Origin of the sequence: Dactylosporangium sp. NBC_01737 (assembly GCF_035963215.1) — a bacterium.
In the GTDB taxonomy this organism is placed as follows: Bacteria; Actinomycetota; Actinomycetes; order Mycobacteriales; family Micromonosporaceae; genus Dactylosporangium.
The window spans coordinates 29679-48288 of sequence record NZ_CP109153.1; the positions used below are offsets into that span (position 1 = coordinate 29679).

General features: G+C 71.7%; 20 protein-coding genes. 4 read left to right on the forward strand and 16 right to left on the reverse strand.

The window, feature by feature from the left end:
• Genes OHA72_RS00175 through OHA72_RS00190 form a run of 4 tightly spaced genes read right to left on the reverse strand, consistent with a single transcriptional unit; the run spans position 1 to position 4731 of the window.
• The gene (locus OHA72_RS00175) at positions 1-930 is read right to left on the reverse strand and encodes a sugar ABC transporter substrate-binding protein (protein WP_327005826.1); all 930 of its coding nucleotides are present in this window, start codon (positions 928-930) and stop codon (positions 1-3) included.
• A complete protein-coding gene (locus OHA72_RS00180) occupies positions 927-1892 on the reverse strand; it encodes an ABC transporter permease (protein WP_327005827.1) in 966 nt (321 codons plus the stop codon). Before OHA72_RS00180 ends, OHA72_RS00175 begins: the two co-directional genes overlap by 4 nt.
• A complete protein-coding gene (locus OHA72_RS00185; protein WP_327005828.1) occupies positions 1889-3343 on the reverse strand; it encodes a sugar ABC transporter ATP-binding protein in 1455 nt (484 codons plus the stop codon). The genes OHA72_RS00180 and OHA72_RS00185 overlap by 4 nt, the downstream gene beginning before the upstream one ends.
• Positions 3340-4731 carry an aldehyde dehydrogenase family protein gene (locus tag OHA72_RS00190; RefSeq protein ID WP_327005829.1) on the reverse strand — a complete coding sequence of 464 codons (1392 nt, stop codon included), beginning with the start codon at positions 4729-4731 and terminating at the stop codon, positions 3340-3342. The genes OHA72_RS00185 and OHA72_RS00190 overlap by 4 nt, the downstream gene beginning before the upstream one ends.
• A gap of 282 nt (positions 4732-5013) precedes the next feature.
• Here OHA72_RS00190 and OHA72_RS00195 point away from each other — a divergent pair, with 282 nt between their 5' ends.
• Positions 5014-5496 (forward strand): glutathione peroxidase, encoded by a 483-nt coding sequence (locus tag OHA72_RS00195; RefSeq protein WP_327005830.1) that lies wholly within the window; start codon positions 5014-5016, stop codon positions 5494-5496.
• Here the strand turns inward: OHA72_RS00195 and OHA72_RS00200 are convergent.
• From OHA72_RS00200 to OHA72_RS00210, 3 genes are all read right to left on the reverse strand, one after another.
• The gene (locus OHA72_RS00200; RefSeq protein WP_327005831.1) at positions 5493-6089 is read right to left on the reverse strand and encodes an HAD family hydrolase; all 597 of its coding nucleotides are present in this window, start codon (positions 6087-6089) and stop codon (positions 5493-5495) included. The genes OHA72_RS00195 and OHA72_RS00200 overlap by 4 nt on opposite strands.
• A complete protein-coding gene (gene smc / locus OHA72_RS00205) occupies positions 6086-9658 on the reverse strand; it encodes a chromosome segregation protein SMC (RefSeq protein WP_327005832.1) in 3573 nt (1190 codons plus the stop codon). Before smc ends, OHA72_RS00200 begins: the two co-directional genes overlap by 4 nt.
• 332 nt (positions 9659-9990) lie before the next feature.
• Positions 9991-10185 carry a hypothetical protein gene (locus OHA72_RS00210; protein WP_033357811.1) on the reverse strand — a complete coding sequence of 65 codons (195 nt, stop codon included), beginning with the start codon at positions 10183-10185 and terminating at the stop codon, positions 9991-9993.
• Positions 10186-10481: 296 nt separating this feature from the next.
• Here OHA72_RS00210 and OHA72_RS00215 point away from each other — a divergent pair, with 296 nt between their 5' ends.
• On the forward strand, positions 10482-11132 hold the full coding sequence (locus tag OHA72_RS00215; RefSeq protein ID WP_327005833.1) for a CAP domain-containing protein: 651 nt from the start codon (positions 10482-10484) through the stop codon (positions 11130-11132).
• 26 nt (positions 11133-11158) lie between these two features.
• The gene (locus OHA72_RS00220; protein ID WP_327005834.1) at positions 11159-11941 is read left to right on the forward strand and encodes a spherulation-specific family 4 protein; all 783 of its coding nucleotides are present in this window, start codon (positions 11159-11161) and stop codon (positions 11939-11941) included.
• Here the strand turns inward: OHA72_RS00220 and mutM are convergent.
• The 9 genes from mutM to rsmD all read right to left on the reverse strand — a co-directional run bounded on the left by mutM (position 11862) and on the right by rsmD (position 18234).
• Positions 11862-12731: a bifunctional DNA-formamidopyrimidine glycosylase/DNA-(apurinic or apyrimidinic site) lyase gene (gene mutM, locus OHA72_RS00225; RefSeq protein ID WP_327005835.1), complete on the reverse strand. Its 870-nt coding sequence runs from the start codon at positions 12729-12731 to the stop codon at positions 11862-11864. The genes OHA72_RS00220 and mutM overlap by 80 nt on opposite strands.
• Before the next feature lie 15 nt (positions 12732-12746).
• Positions 12747-13961 carry a mannosyltransferase family protein gene (locus tag OHA72_RS00230; RefSeq protein ID WP_327005836.1) on the reverse strand — a complete coding sequence of 405 codons (1215 nt, stop codon included), beginning with the start codon at positions 13959-13961 and terminating at the stop codon, positions 12747-12749.
• A complete protein-coding gene (gene rnc, locus OHA72_RS00235; protein WP_327011953.1) occupies positions 13954-14622 on the reverse strand; it encodes a ribonuclease III in 669 nt (222 codons plus the stop codon). The genes OHA72_RS00230 and rnc overlap by 8 nt, the downstream gene beginning before the upstream one ends.
• A 50-nt stretch (positions 14623-14672) precedes the next feature.
• The gene (locus tag OHA72_RS00240) at positions 14673-15695 is read right to left on the reverse strand and encodes a phosphate acyltransferase PlsX (protein WP_327005837.1); all 1023 of its coding nucleotides are present in this window, start codon (positions 15693-15695) and stop codon (positions 14673-14675) included.
• Positions 15696-15708: 13 nt separating this feature from the next.
• The gene (rpmF, locus tag OHA72_RS00245; RefSeq protein ID WP_327005838.1) at positions 15709-15882 is read right to left on the reverse strand and encodes a 50S ribosomal protein L32; all 174 of its coding nucleotides are present in this window, start codon (positions 15880-15882) and stop codon (positions 15709-15711) included.
• 5 nt (positions 15883-15887) lie between these two features.
• A complete protein-coding gene (locus tag OHA72_RS00250; RefSeq protein WP_327005839.1) occupies positions 15888-16451 on the reverse strand; it encodes a YceD family protein in 564 nt (187 codons plus the stop codon).
• Positions 16452-16533: 82 nt separating this feature from the next.
• Positions 16534-17034 carry an ATP synthase subunit B family protein gene (locus OHA72_RS00255; protein WP_203846260.1) on the reverse strand — a complete coding sequence of 167 codons (501 nt, stop codon included), beginning with the start codon at positions 17032-17034 and terminating at the stop codon, positions 16534-16536.
• Positions 17035-17129: 95 nt separating this feature from the next.
• Entirely contained in the window at positions 17130-17609 is a 480-nt protein-coding gene (gene coaD, locus OHA72_RS00260; protein WP_327005840.1) for a pantetheine-phosphate adenylyltransferase, read from the reverse strand.
• A 58-nt stretch (positions 17610-17667) separates the two neighbouring features.
• The gene (rsmD, locus tag OHA72_RS00265) at positions 17668-18234 is read right to left on the reverse strand and encodes a 16S rRNA (guanine(966)-N(2))-methyltransferase RsmD (RefSeq protein ID WP_327005841.1); all 567 of its coding nucleotides are present in this window, start codon (positions 18232-18234) and stop codon (positions 17668-17670) included.
• A 27-nt stretch (positions 18235-18261) separates the two neighbouring features.
• Between rsmD and OHA72_RS00270 the strand changes: the two genes are divergently transcribed.
• Complete coding sequence (locus OHA72_RS00270; protein WP_327005842.1) at positions 18262-18456, forward strand: hypothetical protein; 195 nt, start codon at positions 18262-18264, stop codon at positions 18454-18456.
• Positions 18457-18610: the final 154 nt, after the last annotated feature.

Below are 18610 nucleotides of genomic sequence, written 5' to 3' on the forward strand. Positions count from 1 at the left end.
CTAGAGGTATTGGGACGCGTTGTCCTTGGTGATCTGCGGCGACGGCACGACGGTGTCCTTCTCGACCTTGGCGCCGCCGAGCACCTCGACGGTGCGGTCCAGGGCGAGCTTGCCGATCACGTTGGGGCTGTTCAGGCCGGTCACGACGTAGTTGGTGCCGTCGAGGATCGCCTTGAGCGCCTCGGCCTGCCCGTCGACGCCGGCGAGGACGATCTGGCCGGTCTTGCCCGCGGCGGCGATCGCCCGCTGCGCGCCGAGGCACATGGCGTCGTTCTCGCAGAAGACGGCGACGAGGTCGGCGTGCTTGGCGAGCAGGCCCTCCATGACGGTGAGCCCGCCGTCGGAGCCCCAGTTGCCGAAGTCGGGGGCCTCGACCAGGGTGATGTCGGCCTTGGTGCCGAGGACCGACTTCAGCCCGTTGGTGCGGGCCAGGCCGATCGAGTTGTCGGCCGGTCCGCCCTTGATGATCGCGACCTTGCCCTTGACGCGGGCCGCCAGGAACTCGCCGTCCTGCTTGCCGATGGCCTCGTTGTCGGGCCCGATCCAGCTGGTGTACTCGCCGGTGGCGAACTTCCGGTCGACGAGGATGACGGGCTTCTTCGCCGCCTTGATCGCGTTGAGCGCGGCCGGCGCCGACTCGAGCGGGCCGCCGGAGATGATGATCGCGTCGACGTTCTTGCTCAGCAGGTCCTCGACGTTGGCGGCGAGCTTGGCGGCGTCGCCCCCGGCGTCGTTGCTGATGATCTTCACGTTGCCCTTGGTCTTGGCCTGCGCGGCGATGGCGGCGTCCATGCCGCTGAAGTACGGCCCGCTGAGCAGGAAGTTGGCGACCCCCACCGTGTAGGTCTTGTCGCCGCCGGCCGCCTTGTCGTCACTGCAGCCCGCCAGCCCGAGCGTCGCCACCAGGAGCAGGGATAAGGCTTTTCTCATGCGCGTCCCTTCGCTTCGGAGCGCGGCACCCGCGTGCGCTGCACGAGGATGACCGCGATGATGATCAGTCCCTTGAGCACCTGCTGCCAGAACGACTGCACGCCGTAGAGGTTGAGCAGGTTGTTGATCAGGACCAGGACGAGCACCCCGCCGAAGGCACCCTTCGCCGAACCCCGGCCGCCGGACAGGCTCGCGCCGCCGATGACGCAGGCCGCGATCGCGTCGAGCTCGAAGGCGACCCCGACGCTGGGTTGTGCGATGCCGACTCTGCTGGTGAGGATGATTCCGGCGAGTCCGGCACAGAAGCCGCTGATGCTGTAGGCGAGCACGAGGTGCCGTCGCACGTCGATGCCCGCGAGGCGGACCGTCTCGGCGTTGCCGCCGATGGCGATGATCGAGCGCCCGGGTGGCGTCCGGGCCAGGAACACGCCGCCGATCCCGAAGACGGCCAGCATGATCAGCGTGATCAGGGGTACGGGGCCGATCATGGCCGAGCCCAGCGTGAGGAACGCGGGGTCGGCCGGTGCGATCGGCACCTCGGAGTAGACGAACGCGAGCCCGCGGATCGTGGTGAGTGCCGCGAGGGTCACCACGAACGGCGCGAGCCCGAACCGGGCCACGAGGACGCCGTTGACGGCACCGAACGCGACGCCGCCGGCGACGCCGACCAGCATCGCCACGGGCAGCGGCAGGTCCGCGGCCAGGCCGGCGGTGGTGATGCCGGCGAACGCGACGACCGAGCCGACGGACAGGTCGATGCCGCCGGTGAGGATGACCACGAGCATGCCGAAGGCGAGCAGCCCGGTGGTGACCATCTGCTTGAGCAGGTTGGTGATGTTGGTCTGGGTGAGGAAGCTCTCCGAAGTGGTGGCGGCCACGACGATCAGCGCCGCGATGAGCAGCGTGAACGCCACCTCCACGGTCACGTCCCGCCCTTTCACGCGGACAGCCAACGTTGTCATGCGATCGCCCTTTCCAGGACCTGTTCCTCGGTGGTGCCGGCGGAGGGCAGTTCGCCGGTGAGCCGGCCCTGCCGCATGACGAGGACACGGTCGGTGGCGCCGAGCACCTCGGTCAGGTCGGAGGAGATGAGCAGCACCGCGAGGCCGTCGCGGGCGAGGCGGTCGACCATGCGGTAGATGTCGACGCGGGTGGCCATGTCGACGCCGCGGGTGGGTTCGTCGAGGATCAGCACCCGTGGGCCGGTGAGCAGCCATTTGGCGAGCACGACCTTCTGCTGGTTGCCGCCGCTCAGGTGGACGACGGGCATGTTCGCGCAGTCCTCCGGCGCGATGGCGAGGGTCTGCAGCATGGTGGCCGCGTCGGCGCGCTGGAGCCGGCGGTCGATGAACGGGCCGCGGGCGGTGGAGCGCCAGGTGGTGAGCCCGATGTTGTCCCTGACGGTCATGCCAAGGACCAGTCCGCTGCCGGCCCGGTCCTCGGTGACCATCGCCACGCCGGCCCGGATGGCCTCCCCAGGACTCCGGAACGCCGTGCCGGTGGCCGGCCGGGTCGCACCGAAGACGCAGGCGGCGAGTTCGGTGCGGCCCGACCCGACCAGGCCGAACAGCCCGACGATCTCCCCGGCCCGCAGCGTGAACGACACACCGTCGAACTCCCCCGTCCTGCCGAGTCCGTCGACGTGCAGCAGCGGCTCGCCCGGGGCCGGGCGGCGCTCGGGGTAGATGCGGTCCAGGGTCCGGCCGGCCATGAGCCTGATGAGCGAGCCCTCGTCGGTGGCGTCCGGGGTGGTCGTCGCCACGACCCGGCCGTCCTTGACCACGACGATCCGGGTGGCGAGCTCGAGGACCTCGGCGAGGCGGTGCGACACGTACACCACCAGGACCCCGCGCGCCTGCAACCGCCGGATCAGCGCGAACAGCGCGTCGAGGTCGGCGCCGGCCAGGACCGCGGACGGCTCGTCCAGGACGAGCACCCGCGGCTCGCTGACGAGGGCCTTGGCGATCTCGGCCATCTGCTGCCGGGCCACGGACAGCCGCCCCGCGCGGGTGCGGGGGTCGATGCCGCCGAAGCCGGCCTCGTCCAGCAGCTGCCGCGCCCGGCGGTGCGCGGCGGGCCAGTCGATCAGGCCGAGCCGCCGCGGGAAGTTGCCCATCAGCAGGTTCTCCGTGACCGACAGCTCGGGCACCAGGGAGAGCTCCTGGTGCACGGTGCGGATGCCGTGCGCGTGCGCGTCGTGCGGTGAGCGCAGGTCGAGCTCCGAGCCGTCCCACGACAGGGCGCCGGAGCTCATCGGTACCGCACCCGACAGGATCTTGATCAGGGTGGACTTGCCGGCACCGTTGGCGCCCACGACCGCGAGGACCTCACCGGGCTCGCCGTGCAGCGTGACGCCGTGCAGGACCTCGACGCCGCCGTAGGACTTGTGGACGTCGTGCAGCCGCAGCGTCATCGGAAGGCGTCCATGACCACGACGGTCTTCTGCCGGGTGAAGTCCAGGACCGTGTCGTGGATGCCCTCCCGGTAGCCGCCGGTGTCCTTGGTGCCGCCGAACGGCAGGTTCTCCGCCCGCAGCGCGGTGGATCCGTTGACCACGACGCCGCCGACGTCCAGCTGCCGGGCGATGCTCAGCGCGCGGGAGATGTCGCGGGTGAAGACGGCGGCGTGCAGCCCGTACGGCGAGGCGTTGGCGAGCCGGACCGCCTCCTGCGGGTCGTCGAAGCGGGCGACGGGCGCCACCGGCCCGAAGATCTCCTCGGCGAAGGCCGGGCTGTCCGCGGGCACGTCGAGCAGGACCGTCGGGTCCATGAACGCCCGCGTGCGGATCCCGCCGGCGACCAGCCGGGCGCCGTCGGCGACGAGGGCGCGCACGGCGTCGAGCACCCGCCCGGCGGCCTCCTCGGCGATGAGCGGGCCGACGTCGGTGGACTCCAGGAGCTGGTCGCCGACCGACAGTTTCGCCGTCTGCGCGATGAGGGCGTCGACGAACGCGTCGTGGACGCCCGCCTGCACGTACACCCGCTTCACCGCGCAGCAGATCTGGCCGTTGCCGCGGGCGAGCCGGCCGAGGACGACGGCGCGGGCGGCCTCCTCGGCGTCGGCGTCGTCGCAGACGATCAGCGCGTCGTTGCCGCCCAGCTCCAGCGACACCTGCTTGAGGGTGCCGGCGGCGCGGCGGGCGATCTCCCGGCCGGCGGCGGTGCTGCCGGTCAGGGTCACCGCGGCGATCCCGGGCAGCTCGGCCAGCTGCCGGCTGACCTCGGCGCCACCGATGACGACCTGGTGCGCGTCCACGGGTGCACCGGCCTCCGAGACCAGGTCGGCGATCCGCAGCACGGTGAGGGGGCAGCGGGCCGGCGGCTGCACGACGACCGCGTTGCCGGCGGCGAGGGCGGCGGCGGCCTTGTGCGCGTACAGCTCGACGGGGTAGTTGAACGGCACCAGCGCGGCGACGACGCCGAGCGGCTCGCGCATCGTGACCGCCAGGTGCCGCTCCAGCCCCGGCACGGCGTCCAGGGGGATCTGCCGGCCGAAGAGCCTGGTCGCCTCCCCCGCGGTGCCGCGGAAGATGCGCACGGCGGCGTCGATCTCGCCCCGTGTCTGCTGGATGGGTTTGCCGTTCTCGGCGGCGAGGAGCCGGGCGAGATCCTCACGCTCGGCGTCGATCCGGTCGGCGACGCGGCGCAGCAGGTCGGCGCGCTCGTGCGCGGGGGTGGCGGCCATCGCGCGCTGCCCTTGCCGGGCCCGCTCGACGGTCGCGGCGACCTGTGCGGCGTCGGTCGCCGGCACCTCCCCCAGCACTTCCGCGGTGCCGGGATTGCGCACGGTGACAACGGCCATGATGGCTGAGCCCTCCTCGGAAGACGGCGGTCGCGGGCGTGCCCGGGCGCATGTCGCGCGCAGGGCAGGTCCGCCGGCGCCGTCCGGCGAGGATGAAGGCAGGACCGCGGTGAGTGAGGGTGGGCTCACCGAAATCGGTCTTTGTTAATCTACCGAACGAACCTCCGAAGTCAAGCGCGGATACGATCAACGCATGAGCGATCCGGAGCGAAGCGGAGGAGTGCGAATCATGAGTGCAGGGTGGAGCTCAGGCTGGCACCGGAGCGCAGCGGAGGTGACGGCATGAGCTTCTACGACGTCGAGATCGCCGACCTGCAGGGCGATCCCTTGGACCTTGGTCGATTCCGCGGTCACCCCGTGCTGGTCGTCAACGTCGCCTCGCGGTGCGGGCTGACCCCGCAGTACGCCGAGCTGGAGGCGCTGCAGAAGGAGTACGCGGACCGCGGCTTCACGGTGCTCGGCGTGCCGTGCAACCAGTTCGGCGGCCAGGAACCCGGCACGACCGAGGAGATCGCCGAGTTCTGCAGCACCACCTACGGCGTGACCTTCCCGATGACGGAGAAGGTCGAGGTCAACGGCGACGCCCGCCACCCGCTCTACCAGCAGCTGGTGGACACCCCGGACGTCGAGGGCCACACCGGCGACATCCGGTGGAACTTCGAGAAGTTCCTGGTCGCCGCGGACGGCACGGTCGCGGCGCGCTTCTCGCCCCGGGCCACCCCCAAGTCGGACGAGGTCGTCAAGGCGATCGAGTCGGCGCTCTAGATCCCCAGCGCCTTGCGCGCGTAGCCCAGATCGTCGCCCGGTGTGTAGCGGTAGGCCGAGAGGCCTGCCGCTCGCGCCGCGCGGATGTTGCGGTCGCTGTCGTCGATGAAGAGGCACTGCTTCGGGTGGGCGCCGATCAGGGCGCACGCGGCCCGGAAGTAGCCCGGGGCGGGCTTGTGCACCCCGATCTCCGAGGAGTTGGCGACCGCGTCGAACTGAGTGGTGATTCCGTGCAGGGCGAGGACGTCGGCGAGGTCGTCCATGGCGTTGGTGGCCAGGCCGACCTTCATCCCGGCGGCCCGGACGTCCTTCACGAAACGCAGCACCTCGGGCACGATCTCGCCCCTGTCCGTGTCCCATTCCAGGACGACGGCCTCATCGATGCCCAGGTGTTCGGCGATCGACTCGAGCCACTCCTCGCGCTTGATCTGCCCGGTGATCGCGGGCAGCTGCCGGTCCCACTCGAGGCCGGCGGCGAGGATCGCGCCAGGCTCCAGGCCGTGCCGGGTCTCGATCGCGGCGGCGATCGCCGGATCGTGGCGGCGCAGTACACCGTCGAAATCGATCAGCAGAGCGATGGGGCGCTGGATCATGCCGCTTCTTCCGTGCGGAGCCGCTGGGAGATGACCTCGGTCACACCTTGGCGCATGGTGACGCCGTACAGGGCGTCGGCGACCTCCATCGTGCGCTTCTGGTGCGTGATGATGATCAGCTGGCTCTTCTCGCGGAGCTGCTCGAAGAGGGTGATCAGGCGGCCGAGGTTGACGTCGTCGAGCGCCGCCTCGACCTCGTCCATGATGTAGAACGGCGAGGGGCGGGCCCGGAAGATCGCGCACAGCAGGGCGACCGCGGTCAGGGACCGCTCGCCGCCGGACAGCAGCGACAGCCGCTTGATCTTCTTGCCCGGCGGGCGGGCCTCGACCTCGATGCCGGTGGTGAGCATGTCGTCGGGGTCGGTGAGCACCAGGCGGCCCTCGCCGCCGGGGAACAGCACCGCGAAGACCTGCTCGAACTCCCGCGCCGTGTCGTGGTAGGCGCTGGTGAAGACCTCCAGGATGCGGTCGTCGACGTCCTTGACGACGGTGAGCAAGTCACGGCGGGTGGCCTTGAGGTCCTCGAGCTGGTCGGAGAGGAACTTGAACCGCTCCTCCATCGCCGCGAACTCCTCCAGCGCCAAGGGGTTGACCTTGCCGAGGAGGTTGAGCTCGCGCTCGGCCTTCGCGGCGCGCTTCTCCTGGGTGGCCCGGTCGAACGGCACCGGCTCGGGCACCGGGCGGCCCTCGGACTCGGCGGCGGCGACCTCGGGCGCGGTCGGCGGCACGTCCAGGTGCGGGCCGTACTCGGCGACGAGGGTGTCGGCGTCCAGGCCGAACTCCTCGGCGGAGCGCGCCTCCAGCTGCTCGATGCGCATCCGCTGCTCGGCCCGCGCGACCTCGTCACGGTGCACGGCGTTGGTGAGCCGGTCCAGCTCGCCGGTGAACTGCTTGGCCCGGCCCCGGACCTCGGTCAGCGTCGACTCGCGCTCCGCGCGGGTCTCGGCGAGCATGTCCCGGGTCTCCTGCGCCTCGGCGATCGAGTCGGCGAGCCGCTCCAGGGCGAACGCCGCGCCGGTCGCGACGGTCTCCGCGACCTTCGCGCCGCGGGCCCGGGTGGCCTTGCGCGCGGCGGCCCGCTCGCGGGCGGCCCGCTCCTGCGCGGCCTGGCGCAGGAGGGCGTCGGCCCGGCCGGCGAGGGCACCGACGCGCTCCTCGGCGGTGCGGACCGCGAGCCGGACCTCCATCTCCTGCTGGCGGGCGACGGGCACCTCGGCGGCGAGGTCGTCGCGCTCCATCGTCGAGGGGTCCTCGTCGATCGGGGTCTCCTCGGCCAGGGCGAGCCGCTCCTCCAGCTCGGCGAGGCTGGTCACGCCCGACTCGCGGGCGGCCTCCGCCTTCGCCTTCGCCGCGGCGTGCCGCTCGACCTCGGCCTTCGCCGACTTCGCCGCGGCGCCGAACTCGGCCAGGCGGCGGGCGGCCGCGTTGCGCTGGCTGTCGGCCTCCTTCTTCGCCGCGGCGGCCTCGGCGACCTGCTGCTTGGCGCCGGTGGCGGCGTGCCGGGCGAGGGCGAGCAGCTCGCGGGCCTCGGTGACGCGGTGCTCGGCGTCGACCTTCTGCTGGCGGGCCTCCTCGACGGCGGCCTGGACCTCGATGTAGCTGTGCTGCTTGCCCGACCCTCCGGCCGCCGCGTACGCGCCGAGGACGTCGCCCTCGGGCGTGACCGCACGCAGGTTGGGCGCGTAGGACACGATCCGCTTCGCGACGGTGAGGTCCGGCGCGAAGACCACGTCGCCGATGGCCCGCTCCAGCGCCGGGCGCAGCTCCTCGGGGGCGCGGACCAGGTCGAGGGCCCAGGCGGCGCCGGGCGGCAGCGGCACCCGCTCGACCGGCGGCGCCGTGCTCGTCGGCGCGGACGCGATCAGCAGCGCGGCCCGGCCGGCGTCGTCCTGCTTGAGCATCTCCACGGAGGCGGTGGCGCCGTCGATGTTGGCGACCGCGACGGCGTCGGCGAGCGCGCCGAGCGCGGCGGCGAGGGCCGCCTCGTGCCCGGCCTGCACCGACAGCAGCGCCGCGACACTGCCCAGCATGCCCGGGATCCGGTCGGCGCGGGCGAGTAGCGTGCCGGCGCCGTCCTTGCGGCGCAGGCCGGTGGCGAGGGCCTCCTCGCGGGCCTTCCACTGGGCGGCGTCCTTCTCGGCCGCGCGCTCCGCGTCGCTGTGCTGCCTGACCTCGTTGTTGATCGCGTCGAGCTCGCGGGTGGCCTCCTGGTGGCGCATCTCCAGGTCGGCGTTGGCGTGGTCGGCGACGGTCGCGCCGGCGCTCGCCTCCTCGTAGAGCCCCTGGGCGTGCTCGGAGCGCACCTCGGCCTCGGCGAGCTGCACGGACAGGCGCTCGATCTCGTCGGCGGCGGCGGTCGCCCGGCTGCGGGCGGACTCGACCTGGCCGGCGAGCTTCGCCAGGCCCTCCCGCCGGTCGGCGATGGCCTTGTGCGCGGCGACGATCGCCTTCTCCGCGAACGCGAGGCGGCGCTCCATGTCCTGGCGCCGGTCGACGGCGTCGGCGAGCCGCTCCTGGCTGGCCTCGAGGGCGGCGCGCAGCTCGTCCTCCTGCTCCCGGACCTTTTCCGCCTCGGCGGTCAGCTGGTCGGGGTCGCGGCCGGGACGCTCGTCGACCGGGGCGGCCGACAGGTTGCGGTGCCGCTCGGCGGCGAGCTGGTGCAGCGAGCGGTAGCGCTCCTGCAGCGTGGAGAGCTGGAACCAGGTGTCCTGCGCCTCGGCGAGCACCGGCGCGTCGGCGGCGTGCTCGGCCTCCAGCACGGCGAGCCGCTCGTTGATCGACTCGACCTCGGCCTCGACCTCCTCGCGGCGAGCCCGCAGCGCGGTCTCGTCGGCGATCTCCTTGTCGAGGGTGGTGCGCAGCGTGGCGAGGTCGTCGGCGATCAGCCGCAGGCGGGCGTCGCGCAGGTCGGCCTGGATGCCGGCGGCCCGGCGGGCGACCTCGGCCTGCCGGCCGAGCGGCTTGAGCTGGCGGCGCAGCTCGGTGGTGAGGTCACCGAGGCGGTTGAGGTTGGCGGCCATCGCGTCGAGCTTGCGGATCGCCTTCTCTTTGCGCTTGCGGTGCTTCAGGACGCCGGCGGCCTCCTCGATGAACGAGCGGCGGTCCTCCGGGCGCGCGTGCAGCACGCCATCGAGCCGGCCCTGGCCGACGATCACGTGCATCTCGCGGCCGATGCCGGAGTCCGACAGCAGCTCCTGGATGTCGAGCAGGCGGCACTGATTGCCGTTGATCTCGTATTCGCTCTCACCGGAGCGGAACATCCGGCGGGTGATCGACACCTCGGTGTAGTCGATCGGCAGCGCGCCGTCGGTGTTGTCGATCGTGAGCGTCACCTCGGCGCGGCCCAGCGGGGCCCGGCCGGAGGTCCCGGCGAAGATGACGTCCTCCATCTTGCCGCCGCGCAACGCCTTGGCGCCCTGCTCGCCCAGCACCCAGGAGATCGCGTCGACCACGTTGGACTTGCCCGAGCCGTTGGGCCCGACGACGCACGTGATGCCCGGCTCGAGTCGCAGCGTGGTCGCGGACGCGAAGGACTTGAAGCCCTTGACCGTCAGGCTCTTGAGATGCACGGATCTCCACGGGTCGAGGTGGGTGCGGTACCGGGCAGACTACCGCCCGGCAGGATACCCAATGCGGCAGCGCCACACACCATAATGCGCGATTCAGTGGCACCGGAATCGCAGCCCAAGAGCCATTCGCAACCATTGTCGACGCTGCGTCGTTACATGACTGCACGCCGCCAACGCATCATGTTGACGGCGTGTGATGGCGCGATAGCTCGACATGACTGCGCGCCGATACCCAGAGGATGTCGGCGCGCGGGTTTGCTATTCAGTTCTGCGTAGGTTCCATCGAAGAGCGCCGGATCCGCCGGCGTTCTTCTTCGAGCGAGGGCCTAGGGTCAGGCCATCGCCGGCTCGACGAGGCGGACCAGGTGATCCGTCTCGGCGGCCGCCGCAGCGAGCCGATCATTCTCGGCGCGCAGCCGGACGACCTCGAACTCGAGCGCCCGAACCTTGGCACGCAGTTGGGTGACCTCGTCTACGAGGCGCCGATCGGGCGCGCCGCCCACGTGGCCGAAGAGGGCCTTAGCCATATCGTCTCCTTGATAAGCGCAGCCGGTCGGATTCCGGCAAACGCGCGCCCAGCACCCGCGACCGAAGCACTAGGGCATGATTGGGCGCGACTGGCGACCCCTCTATGTTCAGCCCGGGCGGCGACTTAGTCAAGCCAACCGGCACGCCAAACGTCCTGGCCAGGGTGTTCTCACTCACCCGGGTGCGTGATCACACCCCTGTAGCCGATCGTGGCAGTGTGCCACCGGTTGCCCGCAAGCGCCACTGCAAAGTAGCGTCGTGTCGAAGAATTTCGGCCAGCTTGAGGAGATCCGCGATGACCGCGCCGCAGCCTGGGTTGGTGGCCCGGCTCGGTCCCACCGGCATCGCCGCCGCCGTCACGGCGGTCCTGATCCTCTTCGGCATCGGCGCGATGATCATCCCGGCGCTGACCGACGGCGGGGGTGAGCCCTCGGCCGCCGCGGCCGCCACCCCCGCGCCGGTCGCCGCCCCCGAGGGCGCCGAGGCCACCGAGGCGGCCTCCAGTGCCGCCCCGCCGAGCACCGCCACCACCACCGGCAAGGCCACCCCCACGGTCAACGCCAGTTTCAACAGCGGCTACGAGGACCGCGTCGTGCAGCTGGTCAACAGCGAGCGCCGCAAGGCCAAGTGCGAGGCGCTGCGGATGCACCCGCAGTTGCGGGCCGCGGCCAGGGCGCACAGCGCCGACATGCTCACCCACGACTTCAGCGGGTCACAGGGCAGCGACGGCAGCTCGCCGCAGGACCGGGTCAGCCGGGCAGGCTACAGCGGCTTCGCCGACGAGCTGGTCGGCAAGGGCGGTGACGCCGGCGACGTCGTCAAGGGCTGGCTGCGCGACGGCAACGACCGCGAGATCCTGCTGGACTGTGCCACGAAGTCCATCGGCGTCGGCGCCGCGATGCGCGGCAGGACGCCCTACTGGACCGTGGACACCGGCCGTGCTTGAGGGGGCCCAGCATCGTTAGTCCGGTCGTGGACCGGGTTCCGACGCTCCTGCCACTGCGGGCGCATCCCCTCGCCCGGCCACACGCATGGGAGATCGTCGCGGGGCACGGCTCCGCGTTCACCGTCGTCGTCGACGTCGCGGGTGGCCCCGGCAGCGGGCGCGACCCGGCGTACACGGCCGCTCTGAGCAGGCTCGCCACCGCCGGCGTGCGGCTGCTCGGCTATGTCGACCTCGACCTGTCCACCAGGCCGGTCGAGCAGATCCGCGCCGACGTGTACCGATGGGCCGGCTACCCGGTGCAGGGCGTGTTCCTGGACAAGGTGCCGGTCAGCCCGCACTCGATCGGCCCGGTCGCCATCGCGGCCCGGCTCGCCCAGCGGGCCGACCTGCCCGACGTCGTGCTCAATCCGGGCGGCCCGCCCGATCAGACGTACCGCGACCTGGGGCTGCCGATCTGCGTCTTCGACGGCAGCTGGCGCGACTACCGCCGGTGGAACGGCGCGGGCGCGCTGCCCGGCGACGGGCACCTGGTGCACGCGGTGCCGCCGTGGGAGCTCGACGAGGCGGCCCGGTTGCAGGTCTCCCGGGGCGCCGGCTTCGGCATGGTGACCGACCTCGGCGCCCCCGACCCGTATTCGGACCTGCCCGCCTGGTGCGGTCAGGTGCCGGGCCTGGCCGAGCTCAACCCGCCGACGCCGCTGCCGCGCCGACCCCGGCCGCACCGGTTGATCAACGCGGGGTCCGCGCTGCCGTCGGGATCCGCGGCCGCGGCTGGCAGCGCGGGCAGGAGTAGGACGACCGGTTCATGAACGCCTCACGACGGATCGGGCTGCCGCAGCGCCCGCACGGCTCGCCCTCGCGGCCGTAGGCGTTGAGCGAGCGGTCGAAGTAGCCGCTCTCGCCGTTGACGTTGACGTACAGCGCGTCGAAGCTGGTGCCGCCCTGCCCGATCGCCTCGTTGAGCACGTCGCGGACGTGCCCGAGCAGCCGCCGCACCACCGGGCGGGACAGCTGGTCGGTCTGCCGCGCGCCGTGCAGCTTCGCCCGCCACAGCGCCTCATCGGCGTAGATGTTGCCGACGCCGGAGATCAGCGTCTGGTCCAGCAGCGCCCGCTTGACGTCGGTGCGGCGGCGGCGCAGGTTCTCCACGAACGCGTCGTCGGAGAACGACGGGTCGACCGGGTCGAGCGCGATGTGCACCAGCTCGGCGGGCAGGATCGCGCCGCCGGCGGACACCGCCAGGCCGCCGAACGTGCGCTGGTCGACGAAGCGCAGCTCGGGGCCGTCGTCGTCGAAGGTGAACCGGACCCGCAGGTGGATCTCGGCCGGCGCCTCGACGGGCTGCATGAGCAGCTGGCCGGACATGCCGAGGTGTCCGACCAGGGCGTCCTCGTCGTCCAGCGGGAGCCACAGGTATTTGCCGCGGCGCTGGACCGCGCCGACGAGCCGCCCGGCGAGGACGTCGGCGAAGTGGACGGCGCCGGGCAGATGGCGGCGGATCGCCCGCGGGTGCAGCACCTCGACGGTGGCGATACGCCGGCCGGAGACCCACTTGTCGAGGCCGCGGCGGACGGTCTCGACCTCGGGCAGCTCAGGCATCGGTCTCCAAAGGGGTCAGATCGCGTAATGCCAGACGGTGATCAGGTAGGAGCCGTACCACAACCCGAACGCCGCGCAGCCCAACAACACTAGCGCCGCCGTGCGGGGCCTCGCCCGCCCCAGGGCGATCGCCGGCGGGACGAGGATCAGCAGCACCGGGACCAGCAGCCGCGGCTTGGAGTGGTAGTAGCCGCCCTGGCCGAGGACCAGGACGAGCGCGATCAGGCCGTACACCTGCAGCGGGACCCAGACCTTCTTCGCCACGGCCACGGCGGCCAGCACGACGACGCCGATGACCATCCAGGCGACGCTCACCTGGATCCAGCCGTCGCCGGTGCGCAACGCGTTGCGGACGAACTCGAACGTGGACCTGCCGTAGTCGAACGTGGTGCCCCAGCCGGCGGTCTGGATGTCGAACCAGGCGCCGAGGTCGCCGACGCGCAGGCCGACCCAGAGCAGGTAGCCGGGGACGCCGGCGAGCGCGAGGGCCGCGGCGGCGATCGGCTGCCAGATGGGCTTTCTGCCGCCGTCCTCACCGTCCTCGCCACCGCCTTCGTCGCCGCCTTCGTGGGCATCTTCGTGGACGTCTTGTTCGCGGGCGGCGCGGCGGCTGCGGTGCACGGCCATGGCGGCGGCCACCGCGAGCCCGAGGGCGGCGGCGGCGCCGGTCGGGCGGGACAGCGCGGCACCGAGGCCGAACAGCCCGGCGAACAGCCAGTCGCCACGGTGCGCGAAGAGGAACATGCCGGCGACCATCGCGACGAACAGCGCCTCCGAGTACGCCATCGACAGCGCCATCGACATCGGCTGGGTGCAGAACAGGGCGGTGAGCGCCAGGCCGACGCGCTCGTCGTACAGGCGGGTGCCGAGCGCGCAGATCAGGACCGCGGCGAACGCGCCGGAGATCCATGCCACGGTGATCGCGGCGGTGCCGACCTCCAGGCCGGTCGTGAGGTGCACGATGCGCACCAGCATCGGGTACCCGGGGAAGAACGCCAGCCCGTTGCCGGTCAGCGCGCCCTCGGTGGTGTAGCTGTACCCGGCCGGGTAGCCCTCCTCGGCGAGGCGGACGAAGTGGCCGCCGTCCCAGGCGAGCAGCCGGCTGCGGACCTCGCCGTTGTCGGCCATCCACCAGACGAACGCCAGCTGGAGCAGGCGGCTCAGCGCGTACACCGCCAGCGGCAGGGCCCACATGATCTGCGTGCCCCGGCGCCGGACCACCTCAGTCACCGTGGCCATCGTCGCCCTTCTCCAGGGGTCGGGCGGACAGCTCGCGCCAGGCCGCCTCCGCGGCGCGCTGCTCGGCCTCCTTCTTGCTGCCGCCCTGCGCGCCGCCGTAGCGGCGCTTGGCGACGATCACCCAGGCGGTGAACCGCTTGGCGTGGTCGGGGCCCTCCTCGTCGATGCGGTACTCGGGGACGCCGAGGCCGCGACCGGCGGTGAGCTCCTGCAGGCTGGTCTTCCAGTCGAGCCCGGCGCCGCGCAGCGCGGCCTCGGCCATCAGCTCGTCGAACAGCTTGTGGATCACCGTGGCGGCGGTGTCCAGGCCGTACTGGAGGTAGATCGCGCCGATGAGCGCCTCGAGCGTGTCGGCCAGGATGCTGGCCTTGTTGCGCCCGCCGGTGGCCTCCTCGCCCTTGCCGAGCAGCAGGAACGGGCCGATGCCCTCCGGGCCGAGGCGCCGGGCGACGTCGGCGAGGGCGCGCATGTTGACCACGCTCGCGCGCAGCTTCGCCAGCTGCCCCTCGGCGAGGTCGGGGTGGTTGTTGAACAGCGCGGTGGTGATCACCACACCGAGCACGGCGTCGCCGAGGAACTCGAGCCGCTCGTTGGTGGGCAGGCCGCCGTTCTCGTAGGCGAAGGACCGGTGGGTCAGCGCCCGCCGGAGCATGTCGGGATCGAAGTGCACCTCGAAGGCGGCCTCGAGTGGGGTCGGGTTCGTCACGAGCGCTCTCCTAGTGCGTCACGGATGGTGAGGCCGCCGGCCGAGGAGAGTTCGGTCAGCAGGTCGTCGGCGAGCCGGGCCACGGCGGGGATGACCCCCTCGCGGTGCAGGCGGGCGGCGAGGGCGATGCCGGAAGCGATGTCGGGGCCGTCGGCGGAGCCGTGGCAGACCACGACCGTGCCCGCGACGCCGAGCAGGGCCGCGCCCTGCTCCGCCCGGCCGGTCGCAGGTCTGCCGGTGGCACCCTCGATGCCTTTGAGCAGGATGTTGCCGGTGAAACCGTCGGTGACGACCACGTCGGCCGGGCCTCCCTGCGGCACGTCGTGGCCCTCGACGAGGCCGATGTACCGCCCGCCGGCGGGCAGTGCGGTGTCGGACAGCGCGACCGCGACAGCCCTGCGGAGCCGGTCGCCCTTGCCCGGCTCGCTGCCGATGGACAGCAGGCCGATGCGGGGGTCCGCGACGCCGAGGGCGGCTGAGGCGTACGCGGCGCCGAGGACCGCATGCTGCACCAGCTCCAGCATGGTGCCGTCGATCGTCACGCCGACGTCGAGCAGCAGGACCGGGCCGTGCGGGGTGGGCACGTGCGCGGCGAGGCCGGGCCGGCGCACACCGGGCAGCCGGCCGAGGACGTGGGCGGACGCGGCGACGGCGGCGCCGCTGGAGCCCGCGGAGATCATCGCGTCGGCGTGACCGCCGTAGACCGCCTCGGCGGCGGCACGAACGGTCGAGGACCGCCTGACATGGCGCAACGGGGAGTCGCCCATGCCGACGGTGCGGTCGACCACGCTGACGCTGACGCGCCCGCGGTCATGGACCGCGAGCGCGCCAAGGACCTCGTCGGCCGTCTCACGCGGCCCTACGAGGAGGAGATGCAGGTCTGGGTCGGCGCTGCACGCGCGCAGAGCGCCGTCAACCACGACGGCGGGAGCACTGTCCCCGCCGAGGAGGTCGACGGCGATCCGCGCGGTGCCGGACGGGGGCTGCCCGTCGTGCGGCGACCTGTCGGATCGCGTCACCCGGATCCGGAAATCAGACCTCGATGACCTGACGGCCGTTGTACGTGCCGCAGACCGAGCAGGCAGCGTGGGACAGCTTCGGAGAGCGGCACTGCGGGCACGGCTGCGTCTGCACCGCGACGGCTTTCCACTGGCTCCGGCGCGACCGGGTGTTGCTGCGCGACATCTTCCGCTTCGGAACGGCCACGGGTCTTACTCCTCTGAGTGCTGGATCTGGGTCAGGGCGGCCCAGCGCGGGTCGACCTGCTCGTGGTTGTGACCCGCGGGCAGCTCATCCAGCGGCACCCCGCAGTCGGGGCACAGCCCTGGGCAGTCTTCACGGCACACGGGGTTGGCGGCCAGGGAGAGCACCACCGCGTCCCGCAGTGCCGGCTCCAGGTCGATCAGGTCGCCCTGCAGCCGTCCGACCTCGTCCTCGTCGGTCGTCTCGTCCGTGGTGCTGTGCGCATAGGCATAGAACTCTTGGATCGGGACGTCCAACGTGGCACTGATCGGGCGCAGGCAGCGTCCGCACTCGCCCACCAGTGGGCCGGTGACGGTGCCGGAGACGAGAACGCCTTCTGACACCGACTCCATCCGCAGCTGGAGGTCGAGCTCGGCGCCGACAGGCACGCCGATCAGCTCCAGACCGAGGTCCTCGGGTGCCGGCACCCGCCGCGAGACCGCATGCATCGCCCCCGGGCGGCGCGGCAGGTCAACCGTTTCGAGGACCAGCGGCTTGCGGGGATCGAGGTGCGGGTGCGAATGGTTTGGCATCTTCAGACTCCGGCCAGGCAGGGCCGACGGACAAGGCTACCCGAGCGGCAGAACTCCCGTCGAATCGCCCCTGCGTTCTCGGTCAGAACGGCAGCGGCCGGTCGTCGTCGCCGGACGGTGTGAAAGAGCCTATCTCGCGCAGCGCGTGCATCTTGTCGCGGCCACGCTCGATCGAGGCGAGGGAGCGGGTGAGGAACTGCTCGAAGTTCGCCAGCGCCGTGTCGACATAGTCGTCGACCTCGTCGCGGAGGCGCTGGGTCTCGGCCCGGGCCTCGTTGATCATGCGGGACGCCTCGTGCTCGGCGGAGACGACGATCTCGTTGATCGACACGAGCCGGTTGTGCTCCGACTCGGCCTCCGTGATGATCCGCTCGGCCTCGCGGCGCCCCGCGTCGACGATCTTGTCCCGCTCGTCGAGCAGCGCGGTGGCCCGGCGGAGCTCACCCGGCAGGTCGGCGCGCAGCTGGTCGAGCAGGTTGATCATCTCGGCGCGGTCGGCCACGAAGTTGCTCCGCGACATCGGCGCCGACCGTGCACCCTCGACCAGCGCGATGATCTGGTCGATGCTCTCGAGCGGATCCACTTGCGGTCACTCCCTGTCCCCACGGCAAACAACGTCCACCATCATGCGGCCCAAACCATGATGCCGCTCCATCGCCACACGGGAAGCCCTCAGTTTCAGGGTTTTACGAGCCTTTCTCGCAGCAGGTTTGCCACAAGGTCGGGCACATGCGGCGAAACGTCGCCGCCCCATTTCGCGACCTCTTTGATGAGGCTCGACGAGACGAAGGAGTACTTCGGGTTGGTCGGCATGAAGAGCGTCTCGATGGCGCCGAGTCCGTAGTTCATCTGCGCCATCTGCAGCTCGTAGTCGAAGTCGCCGGCGACCCGGACGCCCTTGACGATCGCGCTGATGTCGTTGGCCTGGCAGAAGTCGACCAGCAGGCCCTGGAACGCGTCGACCCGCACGTTGGTGTACGGCGCCGTCACCTCCGCGAGCATCTCCTGCCGCTCCTCGACCGTGAACAGCCCGGCCTTGCTCGTGTTGATCAGCACCGCGACGACGACTTCATCGAACATTTTCGACGCGCGTCCGACGATGTCCAGGTGTCCGTTGGTGACCGGATCGAACGAACCCGGACACACCGCGCGCCTCATTGCACCAGCCCAAGCCTCATGAGCGGGGACCGTACCAAAGAGCCTCGGGGGGTCCGCGTCACACGCCCGCGTCGCGTTCGGCATACCACAGCGTCGTCTCGCCGTAGCGCCGCTCCGCGCGCTGGACCAGACCCCCGGGCCAGCGCATCGGGGCACCCCGGCTGCTGCGCTCGACCACGACGATCGCGCCGTCGGCGAGCCACCGCGCCGCGAGGGCCTCAAGAACGGCGGCGACCCGTTCGTCCGTCACGGCATACGGCGGGTCGACGAACACGACGTCGAACGGCTCGTCCGGCTCCTGCTGCAGCAGCCGCTCGACCTTGTCCGCGACCAGTTTGACGGTGCCGCCGACGCCCAGCGTGGCGATGTTGCCCCGTGCCGTCCTGGCGGCCTTCGCGTCGGACTCGGCGAGCAGCACGTGCGCCGCCCCTCGCGAGCAGGCCTCGAAGCCGACGGCGCCGGAGCCCGCGTACAGATCGGCGAACCTGGCTCCGTCGAGGTCGACCATGGCCTCCAGGCTGCTGAACAGGGCTTCCCGGACCCGGTCGGAGGTCGGCCGGGTGCCCTGGCCCGCGGGGACCGTGAGGCGCCGGCCGCCGAGCGTGCCGGCCACGATGCGTGTCACGCCATCCAGCCTAGGCGCGCCCAGCGAGTGACCTGTACCACTCTCAACACCGCCATTTCCGATTTTTCGTGTTGTACGGGCATTCAATCCGAACAGCCGGTCGAGACGGTTACCGAGATCACGCCCGGCGACAGCAACGACGACGGCGAGATGCAGGCGCTGCTGGGCGGGTGCTGGCCGGCCCTCGTGATGGTCGAAGGACGGTTCAGGTCGCGCGAATGACCAGGATCGTCCTTCGATCACGAACCCCGGCCCCCATCACCGCCCCATGAAAGCGTCACGGACGCCCCCGTCGAGGCATCGCAGGCGTCCCTGTCGAGGCGTCACGGGTGTCACACGTCGCGGGGTGCCGCCGTCGTCCCGTTGGGGGCGCGAT